The sequence below is a fragment of the Bacillus sp. AFS088145 genome, assembly GCF_002564465.1.
In the GTDB taxonomy this organism is placed as follows: domain Bacteria; phylum Bacillota; class Bacilli; order Bacillales; family Bacillaceae_G; genus Gottfriedia.
In genome coordinates this window covers 58,238-84,869 of sequence record NZ_NUUX01000010.1, presented here as the reverse complement: position 1 = coordinate 84,869, position 26,632 = coordinate 58,238, and the positions used below count along the sequence as shown (strand labels likewise).

25 protein-coding genes and 1 pseudogene are annotated in these 26,632 nt (G+C 31.5%); 5 read left to right on the top strand and 21 right to left on the bottom strand.

Going from position 1 to position 26,632, the window contains the following annotated elements; all coding sequences use genetic code 11:
- Window positions 1–31: 31 nt before the first annotated feature.
- The 8 genes from COI44_RS07500 to COI44_RS07465 all read right to left on the bottom strand — a co-directional run bounded on the left by COI44_RS07500 (window position 32) and on the right by COI44_RS07465 (window position 7,543).
- On the bottom strand, window positions 32–436 hold the full coding sequence (locus tag COI44_RS07500; protein WP_483295472.1) for a DUF5412 domain-containing protein: 405 nt from the start codon (window positions 434–436) through the stop codon (window positions 32–34).
- A 98-nt stretch (window positions 437–534) separates the two neighbouring features.
- A complete protein-coding gene (locus COI44_RS07495) occupies window positions 535–948 on the bottom strand; it encodes a hypothetical protein (protein ID WP_098427366.1) in 414 nt (137 codons plus the stop codon).
- Between the two features lie 88 nt (window positions 949–1,036).
- A complete protein-coding gene (locus tag COI44_RS07490) occupies window positions 1,037–1,723 on the bottom strand; it encodes a Dph6-related ATP pyrophosphatase (RefSeq protein ID WP_098427365.1) in 687 nt (228 codons plus the stop codon).
- Window positions 1,724–2,067: 344 nt separating this feature from the next.
- Entirely contained in the window at window positions 2,068–2,595 is a 528-nt protein-coding gene (locus tag COI44_RS07485) for a dihydrofolate reductase family protein (RefSeq protein WP_098427364.1), read from the bottom strand.
- A gap of 280 nt (window positions 2,596–2,875) precedes the next feature.
- Entirely contained in the window at window positions 2,876–3,595 is a 720-nt protein-coding gene (locus COI44_RS07480) for a metallophosphoesterase family protein (RefSeq protein WP_098427363.1), read from the bottom strand.
- Window positions 3,596–4,114: 519 nt separating this feature from the next.
- Window positions 4,115–4,792 carry a DUF975 family protein gene (locus COI44_RS07475; RefSeq protein ID WP_098427362.1) on the bottom strand — a complete coding sequence of 226 codons (678 nt, stop codon included), beginning with the start codon at window positions 4,790–4,792 and terminating at the stop codon, window positions 4,115–4,117.
- A 404-nt stretch (window positions 4,793–5,196) separates the two neighbouring features.
- Window positions 5,197–6,075: an alkaline phosphatase family protein gene (locus tag COI44_RS07470; RefSeq protein WP_098427361.1), complete on the bottom strand. Its 879-nt coding sequence runs from the start codon at window positions 6,073–6,075 to the stop codon at window positions 5,197–5,199.
- A gap of 211 nt (window positions 6,076–6,286) precedes the next feature.
- A complete protein-coding gene (locus COI44_RS07465; protein ID WP_098427360.1) occupies window positions 6,287–7,543 on the bottom strand; it encodes an alkaline phosphatase in 1,257 nt (418 codons plus the stop codon).
- A 531-nt stretch (window positions 7,544–8,074) separates the two neighbouring features.
- Between COI44_RS07465 and COI44_RS07460 the strand changes: the two genes are divergently transcribed.
- The 4 genes from COI44_RS07460 (at window position 8,075) to COI44_RS07440 (ending at window position 11,425) form a co-directional block, all read left to right on the top strand.
- The gene (locus COI44_RS07460; protein ID WP_098427359.1) at window positions 8,075–8,482 is read left to right on the top strand and encodes a hypothetical protein; all 408 of its coding nucleotides are present in this window, start codon (window positions 8,075–8,077) and stop codon (window positions 8,480–8,482) included.
- 1 nt (window position 8,483) lies between these two features.
- Window positions 8,484–9,044, top strand: a complete 561-nt coding sequence (locus COI44_RS07455; RefSeq protein ID WP_098427358.1) for a VanZ family protein — start codon at window positions 8,484–8,486, stop codon at window positions 9,042–9,044.
- Between the two features lie 765 nt (window positions 9,045–9,809).
- Complete coding sequence (locus tag COI44_RS24950; RefSeq protein ID WP_483295471.1) at window positions 9,810–10,559, top strand: YARHG domain-containing protein; 750 nt, start codon at window positions 9,810–9,812, stop codon at window positions 10,557–10,559.
- Window positions 10,556–11,425, top strand: coding sequence for an N-acetylmuramoyl-L-alanine amidase (locus tag COI44_RS07440; RefSeq protein WP_286163815.1), 870 nt, complete (start codon window positions 10,556–10,558; stop codon window positions 11,423–11,425). The genes COI44_RS24950 and COI44_RS07440 overlap by 4 nt, the downstream gene beginning before the upstream one ends.
- A gap of 771 nt (window positions 11,426–12,196) precedes the next feature.
- Here the strand turns inward: COI44_RS07440 and COI44_RS07435 are convergent.
- The 6 genes and pseudogenes from COI44_RS07435 to COI44_RS07410 form a co-directional block, all read right to left on the bottom strand.
- A pseudogene (locus COI44_RS07435) lies at window positions 12,197–12,445 on the bottom strand (FGGY-family carbohydrate kinase); the annotation flags it as partial.
- Between the two features lie 49 nt (window positions 12,446–12,494).
- Window positions 12,495–13,157 (bottom strand): DUF2642 domain-containing protein, encoded by a 663-nt coding sequence (locus tag COI44_RS07430; protein WP_098427355.1) that lies wholly within the window; start codon window positions 13,155–13,157, stop codon window positions 12,495–12,497.
- Between the two features lie 36 nt (window positions 13,158–13,193).
- Complete coding sequence (locus COI44_RS07425; RefSeq protein WP_098427354.1) at window positions 13,194–14,549, bottom strand: arsenic transporter; 1,356 nt, start codon at window positions 14,547–14,549, stop codon at window positions 13,194–13,196.
- A 416-nt stretch (window positions 14,550–14,965) separates the two neighbouring features.
- On the bottom strand, window positions 14,966–15,631 hold the full coding sequence (locus tag COI44_RS07420) for a DUF2642 domain-containing protein (protein WP_098427353.1): 666 nt from the start codon (window positions 15,629–15,631) through the stop codon (window positions 14,966–14,968).
- A 227-nt stretch (window positions 15,632–15,858) separates the two neighbouring features.
- A complete protein-coding gene (locus COI44_RS07415; protein ID WP_098427352.1) occupies window positions 15,859–16,551 on the bottom strand; it encodes a DUF899 domain-containing protein in 693 nt (230 codons plus the stop codon).
- Between the two features lie 349 nt (window positions 16,552–16,900).
- Entirely contained in the window at window positions 16,901–18,136 is a 1,236-nt protein-coding gene (locus tag COI44_RS07410; RefSeq protein WP_483295470.1) for a sulfite reductase subunit alpha, read from the bottom strand.
- 188 nt (window positions 18,137–18,324) lie between these two features.
- Between COI44_RS07410 and COI44_RS07405 the strand changes: the two genes are divergently transcribed.
- Entirely contained in the window at window positions 18,325–19,599 is a 1,275-nt protein-coding gene (locus tag COI44_RS07405) for an MFS transporter (protein ID WP_098427350.1), read from the top strand.
- 121 nt (window positions 19,600–19,720) lie between these two features.
- Here the strand turns inward: COI44_RS07405 and COI44_RS07400 are convergent, their stop codons facing one another.
- The 7 genes from COI44_RS07400 to COI44_RS07370 all read right to left on the bottom strand — a co-directional run bounded on the left by COI44_RS07400 (window position 19,721) and on the right by COI44_RS07370 (window position 26,523).
- Window positions 19,721–19,894, bottom strand: coding sequence for a hypothetical protein (locus COI44_RS07400; protein WP_025671792.1), 174 nt, complete (start codon window positions 19,892–19,894; stop codon window positions 19,721–19,723).
- Between the two features lie 360 nt (window positions 19,895–20,254).
- On the bottom strand, window positions 20,255–20,548 hold the full coding sequence (locus tag COI44_RS07395) for a putative quinol monooxygenase (RefSeq protein WP_098427349.1): 294 nt from the start codon (window positions 20,546–20,548) through the stop codon (window positions 20,255–20,257).
- 36 nt (window positions 20,549–20,584) lie between these two features.
- Window positions 20,585–21,223: a nitroreductase family protein gene (locus COI44_RS07390; protein WP_098427348.1), complete on the bottom strand. Its 639-nt coding sequence runs from the start codon at window positions 21,221–21,223 to the stop codon at window positions 20,585–20,587.
- 37 nt (window positions 21,224–21,260) lie between these two features.
- Window positions 21,261–21,701, bottom strand: a complete 441-nt coding sequence (locus COI44_RS07385; RefSeq protein ID WP_286163814.1) for a MarR family winged helix-turn-helix transcriptional regulator — start codon at window positions 21,699–21,701, stop codon at window positions 21,261–21,263.
- Window positions 21,702–22,254: 553 nt separating this feature from the next.
- Window positions 22,255–23,469, bottom strand: a complete 1,215-nt coding sequence (locus COI44_RS07380) for a DUF418 domain-containing protein (protein WP_098427347.1) — start codon at window positions 23,467–23,469, stop codon at window positions 22,255–22,257.
- Window positions 23,470–23,818: 349 nt separating this feature from the next.
- Entirely contained in the window at window positions 23,819–23,959 is a 141-nt protein-coding gene (locus COI44_RS24810) for a tryptophan-rich sensory protein (RefSeq protein ID WP_098427346.1), read from the bottom strand.
- Window positions 23,960–24,018: 59 nt separating this feature from the next.
- On the bottom strand, window positions 24,019–26,523 hold the full coding sequence (locus COI44_RS07370) for a cyanophycinase (protein WP_098427345.1): 2,505 nt from the start codon (window positions 26,521–26,523) through the stop codon (window positions 24,019–24,021).
- Window positions 26,524–26,632: the final 109 nt, after the last annotated feature.

The following is a 26,632-nucleotide window of genomic DNA, read 5'->3' as shown; positions in this document are numbered from 1 at the left end:
AATCTTTGTATATTCCCTTATAAAACTATATTTAATTATGTCGAAAATCAAATTTATCATCAGGTATATTTAGAGTGTGACCGTTAATAACAACTGTATCATTATCGATCCATTCAATGTCTGCTGCGCTCTCACGATAATTCCAGTATACAGTTTTACTCTTCTTTTCCTTGTTATATACTAGTTCTCCTCTAACAGCATATCCAGTTGTTGCTCCTCCATTTGTTACGAATGCTTTTAAAGTATAATTTCCGTTTGGAGATTTTTCTTCTTTAAGATAATCTCCTTTTGGTAATCGATTCATATCAAAAAATACCCAGTATACTCCATATCCGATTAACACCAAAAATAATACGCTTACAGAAATTAGTATTTTAAATGATAATCGTCTTCTTTTCTGCCAATTTTTTTTATTTTCTAGTATTATAGTAGACAAATTACAAACTCCTTTAAGAACCCTATGAAATTTCTATATTCCTGAAACTGAAATAATAATTAATATAGGTATAATTTGATTTATAAAAACTTTAATTACTATTTTCTTCTAACTCCCTTTTGCTTAAGAATCTTAAAAGGAATAATAATTGTTATATCCAAAAATGATAATATTCCCAAAGTGCAAACTAGTAAGCAGATTATAACTTTAATAACCTTTATGGACTTAAAACCAACTGAAATCAAGAAATGAAATAAAATGTGATATACACATACAAATAATAAACAAATAATAATTCCTTTAATACTTTCCTTCCAATTTACTTTTTTTGATTCAAAGTAATAGATAATACTCTTTCCAATCTGATAAAGTACAAGATAAATCAATACCTCTTTAATATTCATATCAAATCCACTTAAGATTAAAACGGCAGATATTATTGCTATCAAAACTATAGGTTTTAATCCAATTTTCATATATCGTTGTTTTCCTTTTTGAAAAAAAGAATGCATAGGAAATTCTCCCTGGAGGATTTTTTGTTATCTGAATTTTACCATAATAAATTTAGTATTTTATATACATTCTTAATTCCTAAGTCAATTATGCAAGTTCTAAAGGCAAATAAGCATATTCTCCGTCCCTAATAATCTCACACTTTTTAACTAAAATCGGATACTTAAAAATCGGTCCATCTACCACGGTAGTATGGAACTCACCACTTTCTCCGCATGGATCAATCCCTCGAGTTTCAAGCTCCTTCACATATTCATGGGTTAACGTTCGTCCTAAATCTTCTTCCCGCATTCCTAACGTTAAGTTGACCGTTACAACAATGGTTTGAAAACCTCTATTTATAAACTCATCGACAGCTTCACGGTGATTCATTTCCCATAATGGCATACCAAGATTTAATCCAACATTTTTTGTTACCTTATCATGCCAGCAATCTTGAATAGGCATATCAATGTCACCCGTTACTAATAAATCTGCTCCTTGATTTTTTGCATTCTCTAATAGCTGTGTAAATACTTTTTCATATTCCGACCAACTTGCCACCCCTGTATAAACAGGTAAACCTATTGATTCAGCTTGAGCGCGTATTATTTCGGGAGGCATTCCATGGGATCTAGAACGGTTCCCTTCTTCCTCTAGCATAACGATTAATCCGACCGCTTCCCCTAATTTCATAGCTTTATATAAAGCTAGTACACTATCTTTCCCTCCGCTAAAAGAAGTTATAAATTTACGTCCAATAGCATTATTTTTCCAGTTTACTGTTTCTACCATTCAACTCACTCCTTTTTCTTAATGACTTTTTCACTATTTATATTAAAATTTTTCAGAAATCCATTAAATTTACTTCGCATTAGTCATCTCCTATTACCGAAAATATTTTTAATCTTATCTTAATATTCGACAAAATATTCAACCTCCCTTGTTATTTATTCAACCAATTGTTACAAAAATAAGAAGATCGACAAAAGTGGATTTTTTCATGGAATTAGCCAATATATAAAATTAAGCAAATAAAAAGATCTGCTAATGCAGACCACTAATAAAGGACTGTAAAGTTTAATTGTAATTTCTAATAAACAGCGATCTACTCTATTAAATAGGAACATTCATAAAGATTATTTCCTAACATAATGAAGCATAGCTAGTTGACCTAATTTTTCTACTTTCGTTAAAGTGTATTTTTGGGTAATGTCATCACCAGTGTAAAGAGAGATTCCTTTCCCTAAAACAATTGGAGCGATTGCTAGTTGAAATTCATCAATCAAATTTTCTTTAAAAAATTCTCGAGCTAGATTGCCTCCACCGACTAACCAAATGTCTTTACCAGGTTGTTGTTTTAAATCTTGTATAAAAGTTTTAATATCTTCGTCTATAAAAGTAGCATATTCATCAGATCCGGATGCAGATTTTGAAAACACATAGTTTTTATATGTACTATATGGATACTCCATATCAAATCCACGAACGACGTCATATGTTCCTTTTCCCATCACAACCGTGTCAATTCTTTCTAAAAGTGTATTATAGCCAGAGTCTCCTTCTACTTCAGTTGTTTCTAACCATTCTAACGTTCCATCATTATTTGCTATATATCCATCAATAGAAGTACCAATGTATAATATAATTTTACGTTGTTTTTCCACATTAAATCTCCTATCTTTATTTTTGAAGTTTTTATTTGTTCATTACCTATTCATAAATCTAGTATAAGTGAATGTAACAATAATATGCTCTTAGAAATAGATGGAATCGAAATGCCTTTATAAGGGAAAATGACTATTGTTCAAATGATTGGTCGGACAAGTTGCATATTTGTAAGTGAAAACCATTCATTGAGACTGTCAAAACCATTTTTGAAAAAAACAGTTAAATAATAAAAGAAACAGTAGGAAGGTACGCTTTCCCACTGTTTTTAATTTTAGATTATGAATTTCTGTACTTAGCGAACATTATTTCATCATGATATTTTTCGAGATCAGGCAAATTTAAATCTTCGGCAATCATAAGTTCAGCTTCTCTATCATATTCCACCCTTACAAATTGGATCGAATTAGTTGAATAAGAACCATCAAGAATCGCATACGACGCTGAAGTTAAATCAAGGGAATTTCCAACACTTCCTACATTGCATAAAATTCCGTTTTTGAAAGTTTCCAGAAAAGTAGTATGTATATCTCCATAAAAGATGATATCAGGAGTTTTATCGTTTTTGTTTGAATTTGTTATCTCACTATTTTCAAACATACTTAACCGTTTTTCAATTGGATGAAATGGTAATATCCTCTCAAATTCACTCCTTGGAGAAGCGTGAAAAAACCTGATTAATTGTCCATTTAATTCAAGGTCAATATGAAAAGGTAATGAAGCTAGAAATTGATAATCTTCTTCTTTTAATCGGTCTCTAAACCATTGAATAAAATCATTTTCTGCAGGTGACTGAATAAATACATCCCAATTGCCACGGACTACTTTTTCGCAATTTTTTTGAACGAGCTCTATACATGCTGAGCCTTGAGGCCCTTTACCAATTAGATCACCTAAGCAAAAAATCCTCTCAATTTCTCTAGAGCGAATGTCTTTTAAGACTGCTTCTAACGCAGTTTTATTTCCGTGGATATCTGAAATAATTGCTATTTTTGTCATGATGCTTCCTCCTGTTCCAAACATTTGCATTTTACATCAAAGACCCAATCTAATTATGCCTTATAAACTAGCAAATATTTATTTGTTTTGAAATTGTTAAAGAGAACTTCTCATAATTATTAACCATTAAAATATTCAATTTAAAAGAATATTTATCCTTCCTTATTATGTTACCAATAAAAGAAAAAAGGAGCTATTTTTTAGCCCGAGTCAGTAAACGTCAGATTAGAAGTTCTATTATAAAACAAACTTTGTTTATATTCGGATTACCACTAATAGTAGGAATTGGTCATAGTCTCGTCATTTTACGAGCATTAGGTACTTTATATGGATCTATAGATAACAACATCATTATTCCGATTTTCACATCGATTATTGCCTATGTTGTTATTTATCTCGGTTATTTTGTTTTAACGGTTCGTACTTCATATCAGATTGTTAATAAGTAAAAAAAACGGCTGTCCTTTATCGATTTGATTAGGACAGCCGTTTTTAATTTTAAAACCATTAACCTTATACTCAAATATTAGAGTCATTTTCATTATTTTTTAATTCATGATAAAAATGTGCCTCACTTGCACTCATATAAGGTACCAACCATAAAAACCCAATCCCAACCGTTAAAATGCATAATATGATCCAACCAATAAAAGAAAAGTCTAAACAAAACAATTTCCACTTATATCCATCCATCATTCTTCTACTTTTTGTAATAGCCTCATTAGGAGCCAAATGTGGTTCTTCAATAAATATGTATGGCGCCATTCTATATGAATATGATTTAATAATACCAGGAACAATCAACAGCAATGTCCAAAGTGTAGAATATAAATAAGTTAAGAAATTTAGTAAAAATGCATTTAAATAGAGGTTCAAGTTTGTAAAATAATAAAATATTGTTTGTAAAGAATAAGGTTGCCCATCTTCCTTTGTCGCAAATGTAAAGAGCCGTGTACCCCCAATCGTAATTATTGCCGTAATGAATAAACTATAAATAAACGTTAGGTAGTCATCCCAGTTAATTACAAAAGATATGTATTTCGTCAATTCATTTTTTATGGGATTTGGGAAGTATACAGAAAGTCTATTCTCAACTAATGTAGTTAATAGATGTATGATGATCGCATATCCAATAAATTTTTTCCAATTCCCTCTCAAGGTATCCTTTGCTCTTGAACGTATTTCTTCTAAGTACATGAAAACACCTCCTCTCTGATTATGAATATAAAATTCTACATTTTTCTACAAAACCCTTTTTTAAAATTTTGTCAACTTTTTTAAAATTAAATTATCCTCTTTATTTTTGGCGCAAAAAAACATTCCATAAAAAATGGAATGTTTCTTAAAATCCTAGTTTATTTTTTTAAGTCGATTACTTGTTTAATAGCTTCGTAGATCTAAGTGTTTTCATATGTTCCTGATAATAGTTCTGCTCCATCACCAATTGTTGTTAAAGGAAAAGATACACCACCTTAACGACTTTTTGTCTAGTCAATCCTGTACTAATTGCTACTGTTTTCCACATTAAATAGACCATTCTTTAGAAATCACATCACTAGACTCTTCTTTGTTATCTACTTCAGCTATTAATAAGCCACTAATTATTTCCATATATTTTTAATAGTTTTAACAGATTTATTTGCCCCTGCATGTTTTAATCTGTAAATATCCTCTATTGTATGTAACAGATTAAAATGGTTTAAATTTTCGTTAAATTGTCCTTTTTTTACCATGGGTCCGACAAAAACGGTAGGAATTTTGTTATTATGTGAAAAGTCATCTTCATCCCATGTTACAATTAACAAACTATTATTCTTTTTAGCCCATTTGACATAATCATCAATTTGTTTTTTTAACCACTGGTCTCCTTGTTTAATTGTTCCATCGTGCATGTCATTTTGGAGATTAGGTATTATAAACGAAACAGTTGGCAGTTTACTAAAATTTGTTGGGAATTTTTCCAATGGTTGATTTGCTTTTTTTGAGACATTTGTAAAATTAACCCAGGGATTGTGCCTGCGTGCATAATCTTTGTTGTATTCTCCATTAAAACCAATTGAAGGCAAATCTTCAGAATAACCGGCAAATGTTAGTTTTTTTTCATTAAGTTCACTTGCTAAATTATCTGTTGAGAATTTTGATTTTGGTAAATCATCGTCAGTGATACCTTGATTTGATCCAGAGAACAAGTCCAAATAATTCGGCTGGCTAGGATGTTCTATTGCATGATAGTTAATCATGTTTGCACCTTGGGTCATTAGTGAATTAATATATGGTGCAGAATAATTCCCCATAATTTGCTGTTTCGCATGATTCTCCTCAATTACGATTACAATGTGATCAATTTTTGGAATTTCCGATTCTGTTAGCGAATTGAAATGAAATAATTTAAACCTATGCTGTTTTTTTGTATTAATCTGTATACAAGCAATTAAAACAAAACAGATTAAAAAAAGTACTATAACCCATTTTCTCAACATAACACTACCTTTTTCTTAATTATTTTATTGTTTCAATGTAATCTTCCGTAATTTTCCTTAAACCATTAATTCTCCTTGTAAATGTAATTACCCTTCATAGATTATCTCTTTCATTTAATAAATAATGATAATCTTCTTTTTGTTGTTTAGCCTGCGGAGCGCGCAATAAAAAAACATCCCATTAAATAAATGGAATGTTTTTTTGCAAAAATTATTTTTTCAAGCCCATTGCTTGTTTAATAGCCTCATAGATATAAGTGTTTTCATATGTTCCTGATAATAGCTCTGCTCCAGCACCAATTGCTGTTAAAGGCACAGATACGCCACCGTGACCACTTGTTGTCCAGTCAATCATGAATTGATTGCTACTGTTTGCTACATTAAATGGTCCGTCTTCTTTCGAAATTCCATCGCCCGACTCATCTTTGCTGTCCACATCTTCAATTGATAAGCCGCCACATTCATGGTCTGCTACAACTAGAACAAGAGTGTCAGGGTGGTTCTTTGCGTATTCCTTAGCTATAGATACTGATTTATCTAGTTCTTGACCAGCTTTGATCATTTTTTCAGCATTGTTCTCATGAGACATTTCGTCTGTGCCTTCTTCCTCTACCATTAAGAAGAAACCTTTTTTATTATCCGATAAAGTATCGATCGCTTTTTTTGTCATGTCAGGAAGAGATACTACCGGATCATAAAGATCACCTTTCCCCTCTTCTCTTTGTTCGAACATTTCTTCATTCGCAAAAAGACCTAACAACTTACCGTTTTTCGCTTTTTCAAGCTCATTTGCATTCGTCACGTAATTGTAGCCAAGCTTTTTCGCTTCATCAATAAGATTTCCTTGTGTCCCTTTACTTTGTTCAGAAGGATCCTTAGCTGGGTGGTCTTCGTAGCTTCCAGCATTTCCTGCAGGATACCAAAAGTCTTCTCCCCCACCTAATAGAACATCGACTTTGCTGTTTTCAAGATACTGCTTAGCAATGTCACTTTGTTTTGAACGATCTGTCACATGGGCACCGAATGCTGCTGGAGTTGCATCCGTAATCTGGCTAGTTGTGACTAAACCAGTTGATTTCCCAGCTTCTTTTGCCATTTCCAAGACTGTTTTTACTGAATTCTTGTTTGCATCTACACCAATTGCCCCATTATACGTTTTTACACCTGACGCCATAGCAGTAGCCGCAGCAGCCGAATCTGTTATTGCAGTAGTTGAGCTAGTATGTACCAATCCAGCATAAGGCATATCATCCATTGCTAGTTTACCAGTTTGTCCAACAGTAACCAGTCGGATCGCCTCACGGTGTGCAGCCCCCATTCCGTCGCCAACAAAAACAATCACATTTTTAGCCTTTCCTTGTTTGTGACTATTATCGGATTCTTTTGCATCTACGAAATGATTAAATCCCAATGTTGTTGCAGTTGCAATTGTTAAAACAGTACTAATAATCTTTTTCTTGTTCCCCATGAATAACACTCCCTACTTGAATATTTTCTTACTTTCAATATAAAGGAAGAGTATTTAGGAACTGTATAGATACTGTAAATAAGGTATAAATTTGTATGAACATTTTGTAATCTTTGTTAAAGTGGTTCTTTCATTTTAAATTTGCTCCTTGTTAAATATTTGAATTGAAATAAATATCCTTTAAGAGAGCCAAATAAAAAAAGAATCAAATTGTAGATTCTTTTCTCTATCAAACTATGATCTTTTAGATTTCTTAACGATTCTATTAAATAATGCAAAAACAGCAACTAATATAATTAAGACTAAAGCAGGAAAAACGAAATTTAGCATTTTAGACCAGCCTCTCAGGTAGTATTTTATATTATTTCGTCATATAGTATGCATTTCCTTTTTTTGTAATCATTAACTACCCCACTAATACACTAAATTAGAGTTCAATTTTTGTTCACATAGATTACTTTATTTACTTTTAAATTCCCCGATTTAATAGTTGAGGGACTTTCCCATTACAAAATTTAAGGAGGATATACAATGATTAGAATTAAAAAAGCTTTAGCTATTTGTATAGTATCTTCAATATTACTAATATGTGGAACAGCTTTTGCAGCAAATGGTAAATACTCTACTACATATAGCATGACAGGTGGAGTCGAAAGCAAAAGACTTGATGTAGGTAGTAATCCTACCTTTACTGTTGCAGTTAATCCTACCAAGGGTATTTGGGTAGATACGAAAAAAACAAAACAAGCAAATATAGAACTACAATTAAAAATGGATGTTTTTGGTTTAGATCCGATCAAAGATGTATCAAATTTACCATCAGTAACTGGTGGAAACAAAACACTTACTAATAAGACTAAGGGAAATTATTACATTTATTACCGCAACTACACAGGCCTTTTAATGGAAGGAAAAACATCTATAACTTGGAAATACTAAGATGATTGGTTTTTCAGTAACTTTAGATCCGATTGAATTTTCATTTGTATTTTTGCTAGGATTAATAGCATATTTTCTAAAGATTAAATGGCTTAGTAAAACCTTTACAATACAAAGATACCTTCATTTTACAGTATGGTTTATTTACTACTTATCTTTAGTAAAAGTTGTTTTCTTTCCAATTACGTATTTCTATAACAAAAATCCTGAAATAACTAGTAAACTCTATTATCAATTTTCACCTTTTAAGACAATTCTTAAGTCGATTGAACATGATCTATGGATACAAGTAATTGGTAATATTCTTTTGTTGCTGCCAATACCAATTCTCTATGTAGTACTAAAAAGAAAAATTGTACAGTTTTATAAAAATTTTTTAATGGGTCTTTTGGTATCTCTATCAATTGAAATTATTCAGCTTGGTATCAATTATGTAACGGGATATCCTAATAAAGTGATGGATATCGATGATGTAATCTTAAACGTTAGTGGGATATCAATAGGTTGGTTTATTTCGAGAGTATATTCGTGTTGGTATTTAAAACAAAAAACCTCAGTTTAAACCCAACTTCTCCCCCATCACTTATTTTTTATAGAAAGAAAAATCACTCTAATAATTAGTTCACCGTTTTTTAGGATATTTTTATAATTTTTTTGTATGCATTATAGGAAGTAAATCAAATTTTTGTGCTTTGAAATAGTGATCAATCATCTATTTATTATTGTGTAAATTTCATTTATCTTCACAAAACGTTTATTGAAACTAAGCAAATAATTACAAAGCGACTAAAGAGAATCCTCTTAGTCGTTTTTTTAATAACTCTAGACAACCAATTAAATTCAACCAATGCTTATCTTGTCGGTGAATCATCTTTTTTATATTTTATCATTTCTACTTGCCACTTCTTTGCAACAGGATTTCCTACATTGCAACTCAGCCACCTTTTCGCATTTTTTCCTACAAAAAATAAATGAATTTTTCTTAAAGTCAACATTAGAATTATTTTAAATATTAAAAAAGGGAGTGAGAAAATTTGGCTTACTGTACTAAATGTGGTGGAAACTTAGAACAAGGGGCAATATTTTGTACAAATTGCGGAGAAAGATCTAGTAATCCTGAAGTGACTAAACAGGTCCAAACTCGTTCAGAAAATAGGAATTTTCATGAAAGTATTTATAAAAATAAGTATAATAGAATGAAAGGTATAATGATTTCTATCGCTTATTTATCATATTGGCAGTCGCAATTTATTTAATTTATCCAAAACTTACAAATAAAAATAAACACTCACAACATGTATCGAATCAGGTAGAAAAAAAAGATAAAGTGACAGAAACAGAAAAAGTGGAAGAAAAAGAAAAAGTTTCTGAAAAAAATCCAACTAATACCCAAACGATTCCTTCTTATATAAATCGATTAGAAAAATTAAAAATTTACGATGGGAGTAGAAGTCTATCTGTTGGTAGTTGGGACATAACACTAAGTGATGGTGTCATTAATATAACAGCGAATAATATTTCTCCACAAAATCTTCAATTAATATTTAATTTTTACGATAGTGGAGATATTTCTCCAATAAGGGACTGGGCTATTAAAGTAGCAAATATTGCAGATGAAGTAGCAATGTCTAAAAATACATCATGGTATATTTATGTAGGTGATCAATGTGTTGCACAGTATCCACATACGTTATCTAACGATGATTTAATGTATTATTCAGGCTCTTGCGGTGTTTCAATACCTGTTTTGGAAGGAAATTCGAAAGATGATTTAGCCATCGTAATCCATACAATGGTATATGGTGAAGGTTCTACTGCAAATGAGTTTATATTGCCAATGAGTAATATAAGAAAACTAACTCAAGATGATTTAGATTATTTGACGAAATATGAATTGGGTATAGCTAGAAACGAAATTTATGCGCGTCATGGATACATTTTTAAAAAGGATGATCTTCGTAAATATTTTTTAGCTAAATCATGGTATAGTCCAAATGTGAATTATAATGGCACTTTAAGTGAGATTGAAACTTATAATGTAAACCTAATCAAAGCTAGGGAGGAATCCATTCATTGAAGTTGGTAGTTAATAAAAAGGGCCTTATTTTTTTTATAATCTTTACAATCTGTATTTTAAGTTTTTTATTTTATCCAAAAGATCCTTCCGATATTAAAACGAAGAGAACATCACTAAGTCAGCACTCTAAAATAGAAAACGTTAAAGAAAAACCTAATAAAGTCATAAAAACATATGAAAAGAAGAAATCCACAAAACCGCTTTTAATCTGTATTGATCCAGGTCACCAAAGCAAAGCAAATACAGCACTTGAACCACTAGGTCCGGGATCTAGTGAAATGAAGATTAAAGTGGCTGGTGGTACAACAGGAGTAGTGACAAAGAAGCCCGAGTATGTTTTAAGCTTAGAGGCATCGCTTAAATTAGGTGATATCCTTAAAAAGAGGGGTTACAAAGTCATATTTACCCGTACAACAAATAATGTAAATTTAAGCAATAAAGAAAGAGCAGAAATAGCGAACAAAAACAATGCTGATTTATATATAAGAATCCATGCCGACGGGTCGACTGATCATTCTACAAAAGGATTTTCTGTCTTAACTCCGTCTAAAGAAAATCCATTTATTCCTTCACTTTATAAGAATAGTTTACTAATTTCACAGAATATTGTTGAGGAAGTAACTAAAGATCAATCTACAAAAGTAAAAGGGATTTCCTATCGTGACGATCTCTCAGGATTTAATTGGTCAAAGGTTCCTGTTACTTTAGTTGAACTTGGATTTATGACAAATCCCGAAGAAGATCGAAAACTATCGGATCAACACTATTTAACAAATTTGTTGATGAAGATAGCAGATGGGATTAATCGGTATAGTTCCGCTGTTATTGATGATGGGTCTAAAGTAGAAGTAGGTAAGAAATCTTAAGAAATGAAAATCACTCTAAAATCCTAATCTACGTTTCTAAAAGCTCTACATCTATACTCTTTTTCTGATATTTAAACAACTATCCGCTTATTCAGGTACAAAATATTAAAGGACCTTCCATTTTTTTAGAAGTTCCTTTGTCCAGTTTTTCGTTTTAGTTGAGGAGTTTGATTCTACTTTGCCACCAACAATTACCCCACTAGTATTGAATGCTTATCTAATATTGGTGGATGAGGTAATAATTTCTAATAGAAAAAGATGACGTCCAAAGTACCAGCCAGGAGGTCAGTACGATGAACGCCATCTTTCTCGGGATTTACCCCTAATTATATATGGTCATCTTAAAAGAACAATCTTCTAAGAAGTCCATATAATCGTTAAGAATGATTCGTTTGAAGGAGTCAATCTTAACTAGAAGATATTGTCTTGTAGACTATATCTATATAACAGTATTGCCATTTAGAATATCTTTATACATATTTTCAATAGTAGCTTCGGCATAAAATTCTGCGAGCTCTTTTTACTTTTCTACCTTTATGTTAATAAATTTAATTAATTGTAAAAACGAAGAGCTGAAAAATCCCTTAATGCGCTTTGATTTTATGAATTGAAAGGATTACCTCTTCAGCTCTTTCTCTCTTACTGTTTATTTTGTTTTTTATCATGAGGATAACGATATATCCCAAAAAGAAGTGAAACCGACTTTATCTTCAAAAAATATTTTGACAGCTTTCTTTTTCTTGAATATTTTCAAACAAAAGCTAGCCTAAATAATAATACAATCCCCCATGCTCCTCCTTCTCCTGCTGTATCCATTACCGAAACCGGAACATTGAGAGCAGAGGCCATGATTCTTTGTCCAACAACTTCAGTTTTAAACAAGCCACAATGACCTAGAATTTTATCCAATTTCAATACTTCTTGTTTGAGAAGAATATCGATCCCAATCTTCAGTGCTCCTAATGCAGTATATAAATGAACACGGATGAAATTAGCCAGGTTGAATTTACTCTCTGAAGAATTCTAATTCAACCCCTTTTATTCTTTCATTCTCTATTTAGTAAACCAACTACGGTAAGTGATACGATTTAATATGATTAAGCCTCAATAAAGTGACCTCTCCACTTGCTACAATTAATTCAATAACGCCTTCCTCTACACTCTTGAGTATTCCAATTTTCATTGGATCAATCGCCCCATCAAATACGACAAATTTTCCTTCTTCTTTTTTTAATTGTGTATCAAACAAGCGTGAAAATGACATATTTGCATTTTCAGGTAATAGATTGATTTTTGAGTTATAGGGATTGGCATTATGATTGTATGGTGTTAGCCATTTTAAATGTGATAAAGGGATATACAACATTTTAAATACTGGTGAATAAAACACGATATAGTCACTTAATACGTTTATAATATTCCCATGAAATGTGATATTACCAGTAACATAAATCTCTGCAAAGATTCCTTTTGCATTTGATAATATTTTACGATAAGAGACCGTTCCAATATCTTCTGCAATTGAAGGTCCTGTAGGTTGATCTATTTTGTCTTTATAATTGTTACTAAGACTAACCCTGTGAACATGAAGCCATGGAATATAATAGTATTTTTGTCCGTTATACAATACAAGGACGTCTCTACCATAATCTGTTAATATTCCTTCAAAATAATTACCACCTGATAATTGTACATAAATTTTTTCCCCAACTAATGATTGTACATCACTCACTTGCATCTCCTCTTTCTAATAGATTGAAATTGATTATTAGGCGAAAACTAATTGCACCCAATAATATAGTAAAAACAGCGTTACGATTGTTGTTAATGGAATGACAATTAATGATACATTTAGATAATCCTTCCATTTCACCTTAATTTTATTTTGTTTTAATATGTGCATCCAAATTAAGGATGCTAAAGTACCTACTGGAAGTAATAACGACCCAATGTCACTACCGATAATATTAGCTAGATAAATTGTCTTTAATGTAATTGGATCAAGCCCCATTTCTGTCAGTGTAATAGTTCCAACCATTAAAGCTGGATGATTATTAAACAGATTTGATAGGATTGAAACTAATCCTCCCATGATAAAGCTTGCTTGAAATAAGCCTTGATTAACGATTGGTTCACAGAATTTTACTAAAGCTGCAGTTAAGCCAGCATTATGGAGACCATAAATTATCACATACATTGAAAATGCAAAGACTAAAATATGCCAAGGTGTCTTTTTTAAGATATCAACAGGGCTTGTCCGTAAGTGATACCATCTCCACGTTAATAAGACGAGTGAACCTAAAACTGCTACATATTGAATCGGTATTCCAAGAAATGAAGCGACGAATAATAAGCAGCGCATAATGAAAACAAATCCCAATACCTTTAACATAAATTTTGTTCTTTTTTGTTTTGTTTCTACTGACATTTTCCCTTTTAAAGGATGAAAATTTTTCATAAAAAATGACTCTTCAATATCATCGGTAGACACCGGCAAATGTTTTGGTAATTTATTTCTTAATACCATATACATTAGCCATGACATAAATAGCAATCCTGTACTAGCAGGGACAAACATCATAGCTGTGTGCATATAAAGTGTCATATGAACAATTTTTAATGCGATTAAGTTTACGATATTACTTACACCGATTGGTGCACTTGAAGCTGTGGCAATTAATGCTCCGCTAAGAAGATATGGAATTTGTTGATGTGGTTTTAAACGTAAATTTTTTAATAGGAGAATTAAAATCGGAGTAGTAATTAAAATACTGCCATCATTATTAAAGAGTAATGTCATTAAAAAGCACAAAAGTTGGATATACCAATATAATCTGCGCCCTGACCCTTTTGCTAAACTTGCAAGTCTCGCAGCAGACCAATGGAAAAATCCAAAACTTTCTAAAATAATCGCCATGACAATCGTTGCGATAATTGTAATAGAAGCCTCACCTATTTTGTGAACAATATCGATTAAATTACTTTTTGTTACGATCCCAGTCACTAAAATAATTACTGCACCAATTGCAGCAGGCCATGCTTCATTAATACCTTTTGGTCTCCAAAAAATAACTGCCATCGTTAATAGAAACACAGAAGCACTCATTAGAATCTCGAAATTCATAAAACTCACCTTCTTATAAAATATTTTCCAATGAAACTTGTCCATTTGTTATATTATTATTCAAATATAATAATGATGTTTTAGATGAATTCATTATTTTATAGAAGATGGTTGTTTTACCTATCTAATGCAAATGTCCCCTAAAGATAAATAACTATAGTAACAGTTACCCACTAATCCTTATAGAAAAATTACAATAAATATCACATTTATTGGGTATTCAACTTACATTTGACATGGACTACTCCGATGAATATTTTTTCTAATTATATCGACTAGAAATTAACTTTTATAAATATTAATTATTTCAATATATTTTCCGTTATGAGAAACCGATAAAAAAAGGAAACTCTAGAATAATAGCTTCCCAATTAACAAAATCTGTCGGTTAGTATTTCATAAAAAAATAAATTCATTTAAGGCAAATGAACAGATTTAATATGATTAAGTCTTAAATAAACTACTTCCCCACTTGCAACCGATAATTCAATTACACTATTTTCAATCGTATTCAACAAACCAATTTTCATTGGATCATTCCCACCATCAAAAATAACAAGTTTTCCTTCTTCTTTTTTTAATTGAGATTCAAATGATCGCACAGGGGAGATATTCGATGGATTAATTGGAAAGTTTGCATTATCAATTGAATATGGTGTTACATTTTGATGATAAGGTGAGAGCCACTTTAGATGAGATAATGAGATATACATCATTTTAAATACGGGTGAATAAAAAACGATATAGTCACTTAAAACACTTGTAATATAGCCATGAAACGTCAAATTCCCCGTAACATATATTTCCGAAAAGATTCCTCTTGCATTTGTTAATACTTTTCTGTATGAAATTGATTCAATTTCATTTGCAATTGAAGGCTCGTTAGGAGTATCAATCTTATCTTTAATATGCTGACATAAATGTACTCGATGAACATGAATCCAAGGGATATAATAATATTTTTGACCATTATATAATACAAGTATGTCTTGTCCTGCATCAGTTAAAATACCTTCAAAAGCTATATCTCCAGATAGAAGGACAAATACTTGTCGATTTAGTAATGAATCGATATAACTCAACTTTTCTCCCCCCTTTATAATTTAAGATAAATCGATTTCTTCTAATAAAAAGAAAATACTGTCCTGCCTAAATCATACATTTATTTATTTCTACAGTTTTACTTTTATTCTTTTATTATTTAAGATATGCATTTAAAAGATGCTACATAACTTTTCAACTAATTCAATGCGTTTGTATAACAGAAAGGACTGCAGTTTATTTTTGCAGTCCTTTTAATATAAAAAATTTATACTTTTGGAACATATTGATCACTATGCCGTAGTCCACGATCGTCCTGCCTACCTTTCGGGACCAAATCGAGAAACTGGTATGTGTTATTCATCATGTCAATACCACGAGCATAAGTGGAGTATGTATGAAATATATTTCCCTCATCATCTTTATAAAAAACACTCACACCTTCTCTGTCGGAACTCATTGGATTTTGCATAGTATAGTTATAATATGCTAATTTATTCTCTACTTCGTCTTCTATAAAAGATGCTTGAAAATCATAATTAAAATCCGTGTGTCCTGATGAATACCATGGAAACGTCCAACCCATACGTTTTTTAAATGTCTCCAACTTTTCTACTGATCCACGGGAAATACAAACAAAGCTGACATCTCGGTGATTTAAGTGAGGAATCATTCCACTGTAGTGGTCGGCCCAAAAAGAACAATGTTTGCAGCCTTGATCCCAATTTGGACTGAACATGAAATGGTATACAATTAACTGACTTTTTCCATTAAATAAATCTGCCAATGAAACCGTACCGTTCGGACCATCAAATAGATAAGACTTGCTAACGGCTTCCCACGGCAAATCTCGTCTCTGCTGTGTAAGTTCATCCTTTAACTTGGTGAAATCTTTTTCTTTTTGTAAAAGTTCTTTCCTCGATTCAAGCCATTCTTTTCTTGGCAGAACTTTGTGATCCATAACAACACCTCGTCATATCGTTTTACTCATATGTTCTTTTTTGAGCTGAATTTAATAGTGACATTAAGACTTAATTCATATCTCTCACCCGTAAGATCGAGTATTAGTGTTCCATATTGTATAAGTACATATTCCTCACCTTTATGCTTTGGGATGTATGACTAAAACTAAACCGGGTTTTAGTATAAAGAGAATTGAGGAATCCAAATGTTGTAACTTCTGTCCTTGTTCAACAATCCATTCGTATGTTGTATAAAGAATGGGCTAAATGGAAAAAAAAGTAACCCCTCGTAACATCTGGAACAAAGGGTTACTTTTTGTTATAAAAAATACTTAATACCTTTTAATCTTAATACACATCACGTTGATAACGACCTTGCTTCTGCATATCTTTAAGATGCGCTTCAGCTGCATCGCGATCCATCGAACCTTCGTTTTCAAGAATCGTAATAAGCGCTTCGTTGACGTCTTTCGCCATATATTCCTTATCTCCACAAACGTAGAAATAAGCTCCTTTTTCAATCCATTCGTACAATTCTTTGCTATTTTCAAGCATTTTATGCTGCACATAAACTTTTTGATCTGAATCACGGGAGAATGCAGTATCAATCTTTGTCAATACTCCATCTTGTTGATATTTTTCTAACTCGCTTTTATATAGGAAATCCGACGCTTCATGCTGGTCTCCAAAAAATAACCATGAACGTCCACTGACTTTATTTACTGCTCTTTCCTGGATAAATGAACGGAATGGTGCAATACCCGTTCCAGGTCCAACCATAATAATATCTTTGTCCACAGACTCTGGTAAATAGAAGTGTTTATTTACTTGAACAAAGACTGGAAGAGTATCTCCTTCTTTAATACGTTCTGAACATAAAACAGAACAAACACCTTTACGCTCGCGTCCGTGTGCAGTGTAGCGTACAGCACCAATTGTTAGATGAACTTCATCTGGATTTGCAGCAATACTGCTTGCGATTGAATATAGTCTTGGTGTCATTTTTCTTAATAATGAAACGATCTCTTGAGTAGATGCACTCCATGGACCAAAATCGCGTAACATATCAAGTAAATCTCGTCCATAGCAATATTCCTTTAATTGAGTTGCATTTTCAACCAACACAAGGTTTTTCAGCTCTTCGTTTTCGGTAAATGCAGCTGCCTGTTGTAAGATTTTCTTCGTCAACAGTGTAATTTCACAGTAGGATGTAAGCGCTTCTTTTAAAGATAGTGTTTCACCTTGCTTACCAACAGTTACATTTGCTTCTTCATCCCATTTCATTTCATTTATAATAGCAGCAACTAGATCTGGATCATTTGAAGGAATCACGCCAAGTGCAGCACCTGGTACATAAGTAAGCCCTGACCCTTTCAATGATAATTCAATATGCCTTGTTTCCTTGTTTGAGTCTGTTCCATTTAAATTAATATTTTTGAGAACCTTCGCTTGAAATGGATTGGTCCTTGAATATGGTAGTTTGTCATTTGTAGTATCGTTTAAAGTAGATTTCATTACTCGTAACCTCCAAGAATTGTGTATATAACTAAGATAACATAGAAGTGGTAATTTATGTATTAACATCTACTACTTTTTTACATTTTTCGTGTTTTTCTTTAGCCTCGTGTCCAAAATCTTAAGGTTTCTCCTCTTGTCCACTGCTTATACAGGGAATTTTTAGATAATATACTGAAATCTGTAGAGGATAAATAAAATATTAGTAGTATCTAATCTATAAATAGCAGTTACTAATCTTTGGGAGGAAAAAACTCATGAAGAGTTTTACAAAGCAAGAAAATAGTTGGATTTTCTATGATTGGGCCAATTCAGCTTATTCTATTATTATTAGCACTGCCGTATTCCCTCTTTTTTATAAAGCTTCTGCTTCAAAAGCTGGAATAAGTGCTTCCGATTCTACTGCTTATTTAGGTTATACAATCGCAATTTCTACATTCATATTAGCTATGTTAGGTCCAATCCTTGGAACAATTGCGGATTATAAAGGATTTAAAAAGAAGCTATTTTCTTTCTTTTTTACTCTCGGTGTTTTTTTTACTGCACTACTTACATTTATCGCTAATGATAACTGGCTTTTACTATTGATTTGTTATACGATTACAGCTATTGGCTTTGCTGGTGCGAATGTATTTTATGACGCTTTTTTAGTAGATGTAACGTCAGAAGAACGAATGAATAAGGTATCCGCTCGAGGCTTTGGTTTTGGATATATAGGTAGTACAATTCCATTTATCATTAGTATCGCTTTGATTGTATTAGCTCAAAAGGAGATCCTTTCAATTTCAACAACTCTCGCAAGTAAAATTGCCTTTCTCATAACTGCTGTCTGGTGGGGCATTTTTACAATTCCTTTGTTACGAAACGTTCGTCAAAATTATTTTATTGAACCTGAACAAAATCCTGTATTAAATAGCTTTAAGAGGCTAGGAAAAACTTTTAAACATATCCGACAATATCGTGCTTTATTTATATTTTTACTTGCATATTTCTTTTATATCGATGGCGTTGGTACGATCATTACGATGTCAACAGCTTATGGAACTGACCTTGGAATCAGTTCAACAAATCTATTAATTATTTTATTTGTCACACAGGTTGTTGCCGCTCCATTTGCAATTATTTACGGAAAACTTGCAGATAAGTTTTCAGGTAAAATTATGCTTTATGTCGGAATCATTATTTATATGATTGTTTGTATATATGCTTACTTTTTAAATTCTACATTAGACTTTTGGATTTTGGCTATGCTTGTCGCCACCTCTCAAGGTGGAATCCAAGCTTTAAGTCGTTCTTATTACGCAAAACTCGTACCTAAAGAAAAATCAAATGAGTTTTTTGGCTTCTATAATATTTTCGGTAAATTCGCATCAATCATGGGACCATTAATCGTCGGCTTAACAGCTCAACTTACAGGTCATTCTAATATGGGTGTATTTAGTCTAATTATTCTATTTGTGATTGGTATTTTCTTTTTAACTCGTGTATCTGAACCTAATAATACAGAAGTAGCGAAAACTACTAATTACTAAAAAGATGATAAAAGGGTGTCATAAAAACCTTCCATCTTTATTAACCTAAAAAATTAGGCCAGTAAAAATGCTAATAATATAAGATTGAAAAAAGAGAGTGTNNACACTCTCTTTTTTCAATCTAACTTCGATGTTCAACTAAGTCAATGGCACCTAATACAATATGGGCTAAACCAAAACCAAAAACTGTATTGGCAATCATTTTATTCGTTCCTCGTTTTTGTTTTAAGGCATAACCAGTAGCTGTTACAGCAGAACCTAAAACTGTTGGAATTAAACCTTCACGAATATTCATATCAGTTTACCCCCACATCGAAGTTTATGATGTAATGTACACCATAATTTTAGTATCCACTATAATTATTCTATGTATGTAAGAATTCAAAAAAGCAGCATGAATCTAAAACAAACTAGGAAATTTCATGCAAATTCAGTAATGAGGAATCATATTTACCCATCTTAAAATATGCATGCTTTTTACTCTTAGAAATTTTTAATTTTGAGAAGAAAAAACCTATCTTACCACCAGGGTTAAGATAGGTTTAATTTACAATATGAACATAATTCTTTAGTGTCTATTATTGTTTAATTTATACAAGCAAACATGTTTTTGTCGTCTCTTATATTTTTTAACGCTATTCATTTTTTTGATAAATTACTTTATTTTATTTGCTTCAAAAAGATTTATTTGAATTGGCGCTGTAAGGTAATCTGAAGCTTTTTCAGCAAACGCTGTAAAATGAGCGCTTGTATTATGTGCATTTACAGCATTTAAATCTTGCCAAATTTCGACCATGATGTATTCATTTTCGCTATCGGTTTGTTTTGTCAAATCGTATGAAATATTACCTTCTTCTGCCCTTGATAATTCTAATAGCGAAGTCATTTCCTCTAAAAATTTCGTTTCTTTTGCTGAATCAATTGTCATTTTCGCATGAATAATAATCATAATATTTACCTTCTTTTCACTGATTTTTTTATATTTTTATTTCCACTCTGCAACACGTTCAACTGGTAAACGCACAGATTGATATCCTGCATCAACAGCTTTACCTATTGATATCAACATGACAGGGACATATCGGTCTTTATCCATACCGAATGCTTCTGCAATTTTGTCTTTTTCGAAGCCACCAATTGGACAAGTGTCATAACCATACGCACGAGCAGTTAGCATAAATTGCATTGCTACCAACCCACCATCAATTAAAACAGTATCTTTCATTTGCTCTGTGGTACTGTTTGCAAAGAAACCACTAAGTGTTTCTAGTTGCTTCTCTTTAACGTCTGCTGGCATATAACCTAATTCAACTGCACGACCATATATTTCTTCAGCATAGTCAAAATTATTTAAGTCCCCAAATAGAGCAATCATCGCAGAAGAAGTTTCAACTTGTGATTGATTGAATCTAGCTAATGGAGCTAATGTAGCTTTTGCTTCATCACTTTCAATTACTAAGAATCTCCACGGTTGCATATTTACTGAAGAAGGAGCTAAAGTAGCTGTTTCTATTATTTCATGCATTTCCTCCACTGGGATTTTAACATTTGGATCATATTTGCGGATTGAACGTCTTCCTTTTAAAATTTCATTAAAATTATTAGTTAATGTTGTTGTAGTCATTGTTGTATTCTCCTCTTTACTAATTTTTAAGTATTATTTAGTTATCGCGACCTGAATTTATTTGGTTCATATTTACTTGTATACGGTTTAAATATTCAATCGTTAAGTCAATTTCTTCTTCGGAAAAGCCAATAAGCATGTTATTCACAAACTCTACTTTTTCCTTCCATAAACTAGACATTTGATCTTGTCCCATTTGCGTTAATCTAACTAAGGTTATTCTGTTATCAGTCTCACACTTTCTTCTAGCGATCTTTCCATTTAACTCAAGTTGTTTTAAATGTCTAGTAATAGCAGCACTATCAATCTTTAATGTTTTTTGAAGCTGGGATTGACTAACTTCACCGTACTCAAACAATTGATTCAAAATTTCTAATCGCGATTGACTAATACCCATACACTTTTCAAATGTTGTTTCAATTTGAACTTTTAATTCTTTTAATAGTGATAGTACTTTTGTTTCTTTTGTATTAGGCACGCGCTACCTCCAAAAAAATATGATGAAATTTTATTACCAGTTACTAATTATTGACATATCAATAGTTGAGGGGTCAATCATTGATATGTCAATTAATATACACCGTAGTCCTACATGAATCAAGTATAAAATCTAAATTTAATATTGTTATAAATTTCAGACGATTCAATTTCATTACTTTTTTGATATTACAAACTTTGCATCTTTCCTTTAGCAGCAGTTTCTGGTCAAAAAAGGACAGGACTTTACCGATATTTAATGTATATATTTTCCAACAATGGATGATTTCATCTGGTTACTGACTATTTTGTTCAATCTATTAAAAATATGGTTAATCAGCCTCTTTTCTATTTTGGGCAGTAAAATATAAGCTGTACTATGACTTAATTTTTCAGGTAAATTATATTACATTTTTTAACGAAAAATTAGGAATGATAACTTGGATATAAACTTTAAAAATATTTTCTTTTCAAATTACAAAAAAGGACAAAAACTCCTTTATTTAACAAGTTGATCCATCAAATAAGGGAGTTTTTAAATTTAATATTAATATTTATCTTTTTATGGGTTGAATTTCTAGTTTCGTTATTACTCTCCATAACCATTCTAAAAGTCCTATTCTAAAATATTTTAACCAAAGTTTACTTAAGTAAATCTGAATCGTATAAATGACAATCGTAATAGCAATTGCTTGCCAAGTACTTATTTTCCCATATAAACCTAAACCGTAACCATAGAATAAAATAGAATATATTATAGATTGGAAAATATAATTTGAAAGTGCTAATCGTCCTGTATACTCAAAGTTTTTTAATAATTTATTAAAACGCTTATTTTTAAATAATAAGATAAAACATGATGCAAAACTTAATGATAATATTGGACCTGTTAAGTATTGGTTGAAAAACAAAACAATTACACTTGATAACGGAGGAAGCATTTCAAACATAAAAATGATAATGGAATTTAAGGATAAACCAATGATTAAACCCCATTTTGCAATATTGGAAAAAAGTTGTTTATTGTTTTCTATATTATAAATGTATCCTTTTTCCCCTACAAAATAACCTAATAAAAACATAGATAATACCGAGGGGATTCTTGAAAATAGTAAAGGGAAAATTTCAATATAACCTACTATTCTTTCTTTAGCTGCTTGAAAAAAAGAACTAGTTGTTAAAGGGTTATTGGACGCAATTTGTCCTTTCCTAAATTCATTCAGAAAGGAAACATCAATATGATGTATTTGAATTCCATATTCTGGTATATTTCTCAACACTGTTATTCCAATCATTACTACTGTAAGTAAACACATAGGTATGATTAGTAGCCCACCTACCCATTTAATAAGTTTTTTTTCACTAGAATTCCTAAATAAAAGTAAGATCCCACCTACAAGTGCATAAAGTAATAAAATATCACCATCCCATAAAAAATAAATATGTGCTAATCCAAATAAAAATAATCCAAATAATCTACGAGTAAATAGTGGGATGAATAATTTATTTTTTTTATTCGCATTTATTAGTTGGATTGAAAACCCCACTCCAAATAAGAAAGAAAAGAGAGTAAAAAATTTTGATTCAACTAGTAATAGTAAAATTGTGGTCATCCAATTATCAATTTCATTGCTACTTTTAACAAATCCAGGTGGACCACCAATTGTAAATGAAGCGATGTTTATAGTAAAAATTCCAAATAAAGCAAATCCACGAATTGCATCTAATATGTCAATCCTATTTTCAGACGAAACCATTCGTTTTTCCATCTACTATACTCCTCTTTATAAAATTCTAAGAACAAACAGATCTACAAGCTATTTAGCAAAGAAGAGCACTCAAATATCACTTTACATTTTAATTTCTATAAAAAGAGCGGTCTTCATTTAGTTTTCTGTAAAGTACTATCAAGAAACAGTGAATTATCAAGATACTGAAATACCAAATTAATTGAGTATGTGTAAAAAAAGTAATGCCCCGAAAATGTTAGGCCAAGTAACATGTTTCGGGGTGTTTTTTTATCGCTAAATTTATTTCTTTTTTGAAAAACAAATGGGAGATCTTTGGGACAAATTTTCAAAATCTCTCTACTATGTAATTTAAAATTTGATAAACGTATTATTTATTTAAATAATACAGATTAAAGGATAGATAGGTTGCAAAGATAGTCCATACAGCATATGGAATTAATAATACAGCGGCTAACATCGAATAGGGTATAGTTAAAATGATTAATAAAACCGCTGTAACTGCTAGTATGAAAAAAAAGAGTACTTTATTAAATACTCTTTTTTAGGCAATACAATATTCAGTAAGTCCTATCGTATGACTACATTTATCGGTTTAATATCTAACGAAACATTTACCACACTATAATCATCTTTTTGACCATCCTTGTAAGTCCAGTAACCATTCGTTTCAGCTGTTTTTCTAAATGATAGTTCAAATCCTTTATCATCATTAAAACTATAGCTATGTACTTCTTTTGTTTGAGCATTATCAACTAAATTATATGCTAAGAAATTTTTTAGCAATCCATGCGGAGAACATACTCCTGTGTAAGGGGCTACTTTTGAGTCATAATATTCAAATCCTTTTGTTGATGACTTTAAGTTACTTACGCTTACCTCATTCGCTAATAAATTAACATGATCTCCAGGTGAAATAACTGAAACTATAACATTTTTATACTTGTTTGGCATATTTTTACTTGTTTTTACTTTCGATAAATCAATAACAGTTAATCCTCCACGTCCAACTACATCGACTTGATGTTTTTTGTTATTTACAACCATAGCCGTGTCTTCATCAACCCCATATGCTAATTGATTTTTCTTTCCTTTTTCATTTGCTGTAACAATTAAACGTCCTAATCTAGCTTTCTTATCAAAATGCTGATCCACAATTCCATCTTGAAAGAAATTCAATCCTTTTTCTAAGTAAACTGGTCCACCTTCCTGTTGTTCCATATCATCATAAGAGTTTGTAAATCCATATCTTAAAGACCAATAACTGTCACCTCCAGCGATCATCGTATTGCTCATAATAGCTGCTCCTGCACTTGTTCCACCTATTACAGCACCATTTTCATAAATTTTCCAGATGGCATCTAAAACTTTTGAATTTGAACCATATTCATTTAATAAAGATGAAGTAATTAAAGTCTGGTCCCCACCAACAAACCAAATACAATTTAATTTACTAATCTTTTTAACCAACTGGTCATCGTTCATATTGTTAATCCATTGCTTTTCGTCTACTGGAGTACCTTTAAAATCATGATTAGAAATTGGTAGAATCTCAATAGAATCTTTTTTAACTCCGTATTTAATTAAATCTTTTGTAAAATCATTCGAAGAAGTCAGTTTTGTACTCGCCGCAGGGATGATTCCTACTTTTGCATTTTCAGGTCCTCCTGCAAGTTCAATCAATTTATTATAAACTGCACTATTACTACTTCCCAACGCTCCACCGACAATGACTAAATTCCCTTTTATCGGTTCTTCGCTAGTCTGGTTGGATACTTTAAAATCTGACTTCTTATAGTCAATTTCCGAATCTTGTTCACTAAATACTAATTTTCTAGGATGAATATCCATTGTTACATTTTGAATCGAATAATCATCTTTTTGTCCGTCAGTATAGTTCCAATAACCATTTGTATCCTTTGATTTTCGAAAAACGATTTCGTACCCACTGCCTTCTTTATCATATAGATATGATTTTACTGCCTGTGACGATTCGTTATCAACAAGCGAGTAAGCTAAATAATCTTTTAACTTTCCATAAGGAGTTAGTAACCCGGTATTTGATAATGCTTGAAAAGAATAATACTCATATCCTTTTGTTTCATATTTATCTTTCGAAAAATCAATCGTATTAGAATCATAATGTATCTTGTTACCTTGAGCTAAGTAACTAATTTTTATGTTTTCTAAATTTCCATTTCTATTCGCTTCGTTTACATCGATAACTGCTACACCACTGCGACCTATAACTTCTATTGTTTTTTCTTTGTTGCTAACTACCATTGCAGTGTCTTCGTCAATTCCATAAGCAAGATTCCCATCATTTTCATACTGAATTGCTGTAATTGCTAATCTAGCGTAACGAGCTCTTTCATCCATATGCTGATCAACTAAACCATTTTGAAAGAAACCTAGTCCTTTTTCAACTGACAGAGGTTCATACTCTTTACCTTCTCCTTGGTTTTGATTTTTTTCATAATATCCCTTTAATGCACCAAGGCTATCTCCGCCTGTTATCATCGTGTTGCTCATTATTGCAGCTCCAGCGCTCGTCCCACCAATAACTGCACCATTTCGATAGATACCCCAGATTTCTTGTAAGACTATTGAATCTTTACCTTCTGATTGTAATGTATCAACTATACGTTGTTGATCTCCACCAACGAACCAAATAGCAGTCAGCCCTCTTATTTCCTTTGCAATTTCTGAACTATTAGCATGATCCTTCCAATTAGACTCATTTTCATCTGTATCAGAAAAATCATGATTTGATAAAGGTAAAATCTCTACTGATTCTGGACTTACTCCATAATTTATTAAATCCTGTCTAAAATCTATCGAAGACTTTAATTTACCGCTAGCAGCAGGAATAATGCCAATTTTAGCCTTTTTAGATCCGGCTAATTCAATAAATTTTTCATACACTACTTTATTCGAAGAACCTAATCCACCTCCAACAATAACAAGGTTTCCTTGAATATCTTCTTGTGAACTTTGAGCTCTTACATAAGAGAACCCTAAAACTGAAAACGTTAAAATAAAACTAACCAATAATGCAATAAATTTTTTTCTCATTTCTTAACCCCTTTACTTATTTTTTAGCTTACTTCTGAATATAAGCAAGTTTTATACCAAAAATAAGTAGTTTGACTCGACAAGGTTTCAAGACTATTTATTCCATTTA

Excerpts from the sequence above, each read along its gene's own strand:
- COI44_RS07380 (WP_098427347.1), bottom strand. The coding sequence starts at position 23,469 with ATGGAAAAACGAATGGTTTCGTCTGAAAATAGGATTGACATATTAGAT.
- COI44_RS07465 (WP_098427360.1), bottom strand. The coding sequence starts at position 7,543 with ATGGGGAACAAGAAAAAGATTATTAGTACTGTTTTAACAATTGCAACT.
- COI44_RS07390 (WP_098427348.1), bottom strand. The coding sequence starts at position 21,223 with ATGACTACAACAACATTAACTAATAATTTTAATGAAATTTTAAAAGGA.
- COI44_RS07460 (WP_098427359.1), top strand. The coding sequence starts at position 8,075 with ATGATTAGAATTAAAAAAGCTTTAGCTATTTGTATAGTATCTTCAATA.
- COI44_RS07395 (WP_098427349.1), bottom strand. The coding sequence starts at position 20,548 with ATGATTATTATTCATGCGAAAATGACAATTGATTCAGCAAAAGAAACG.
- COI44_RS07425 (WP_098427354.1), bottom strand. The coding sequence starts at position 14,549 with ATGAATTTCGAGATTCTAATGAGTGCTTCTGTGTTTCTATTAACGATG.
- COI44_RS07410 (WP_483295470.1), bottom strand. The coding sequence starts at position 18,136 with ATGTTAATACATAAATTACCACTTCTATGTTATCTTAGTTATATACAC.
- COI44_RS07470 (WP_098427361.1), bottom strand. The coding sequence starts at position 6,075 with ATGTTGAGAAAATGGGTTATAGTACTTTTTTTAATCTGTTTTGTTTTA.
- COI44_RS07495 (WP_098427366.1), bottom strand. The coding sequence starts at position 948 with ATGCATTCTTTTTTTCAAAAAGGAAAACAACGATATATGAAAATTGGA.
- COI44_RS07480 (WP_098427363.1), bottom strand. The coding sequence starts at position 3,595 with ATGACAAAAATAGCAATTATTTCAGATATCCACGGAAATAAAACTGCG.
- COI44_RS07370 (WP_098427345.1), bottom strand. The coding sequence starts at position 26,523 with ATGAGAAAAAAATTTATTGCATTATTGGTTAGTTTTATTTTAACGTTT.
- COI44_RS07405 (WP_098427350.1), top strand. The coding sequence starts at position 18,325 with ATGAAGAGTTTTACAAAGCAAGAAAATAGTTGGATTTTCTATGATTGG.
- COI44_RS07400 (WP_025671792.1), bottom strand. The coding sequence starts at position 19,894 with ATGAATATTCGTGAAGGTTTAATTCCAACAGTTTTAGGTTCTGCTGTA.
- COI44_RS07455 (WP_098427358.1), top strand. The coding sequence starts at position 8,484 with ATGATTGGTTTTTCAGTAACTTTAGATCCGATTGAATTTTCATTTGTA.
- COI44_RS07475 (WP_098427362.1), bottom strand. The coding sequence starts at position 4,792 with ATGTACTTAGAAGAAATACGTTCAAGAGCAAAGGATACCTTGAGAGGG.
- COI44_RS07415 (WP_098427352.1), bottom strand. The coding sequence starts at position 16,551 with ATGGATCACAAAGTTCTGCCAAGAAAAGAATGGCTTGAATCGAGGAAA.
- COI44_RS07490 (WP_098427365.1), bottom strand. The coding sequence starts at position 1,723 with ATGGTAGAAACAGTAAACTGGAAAAATAATGCTATTGGACGTAAATTT.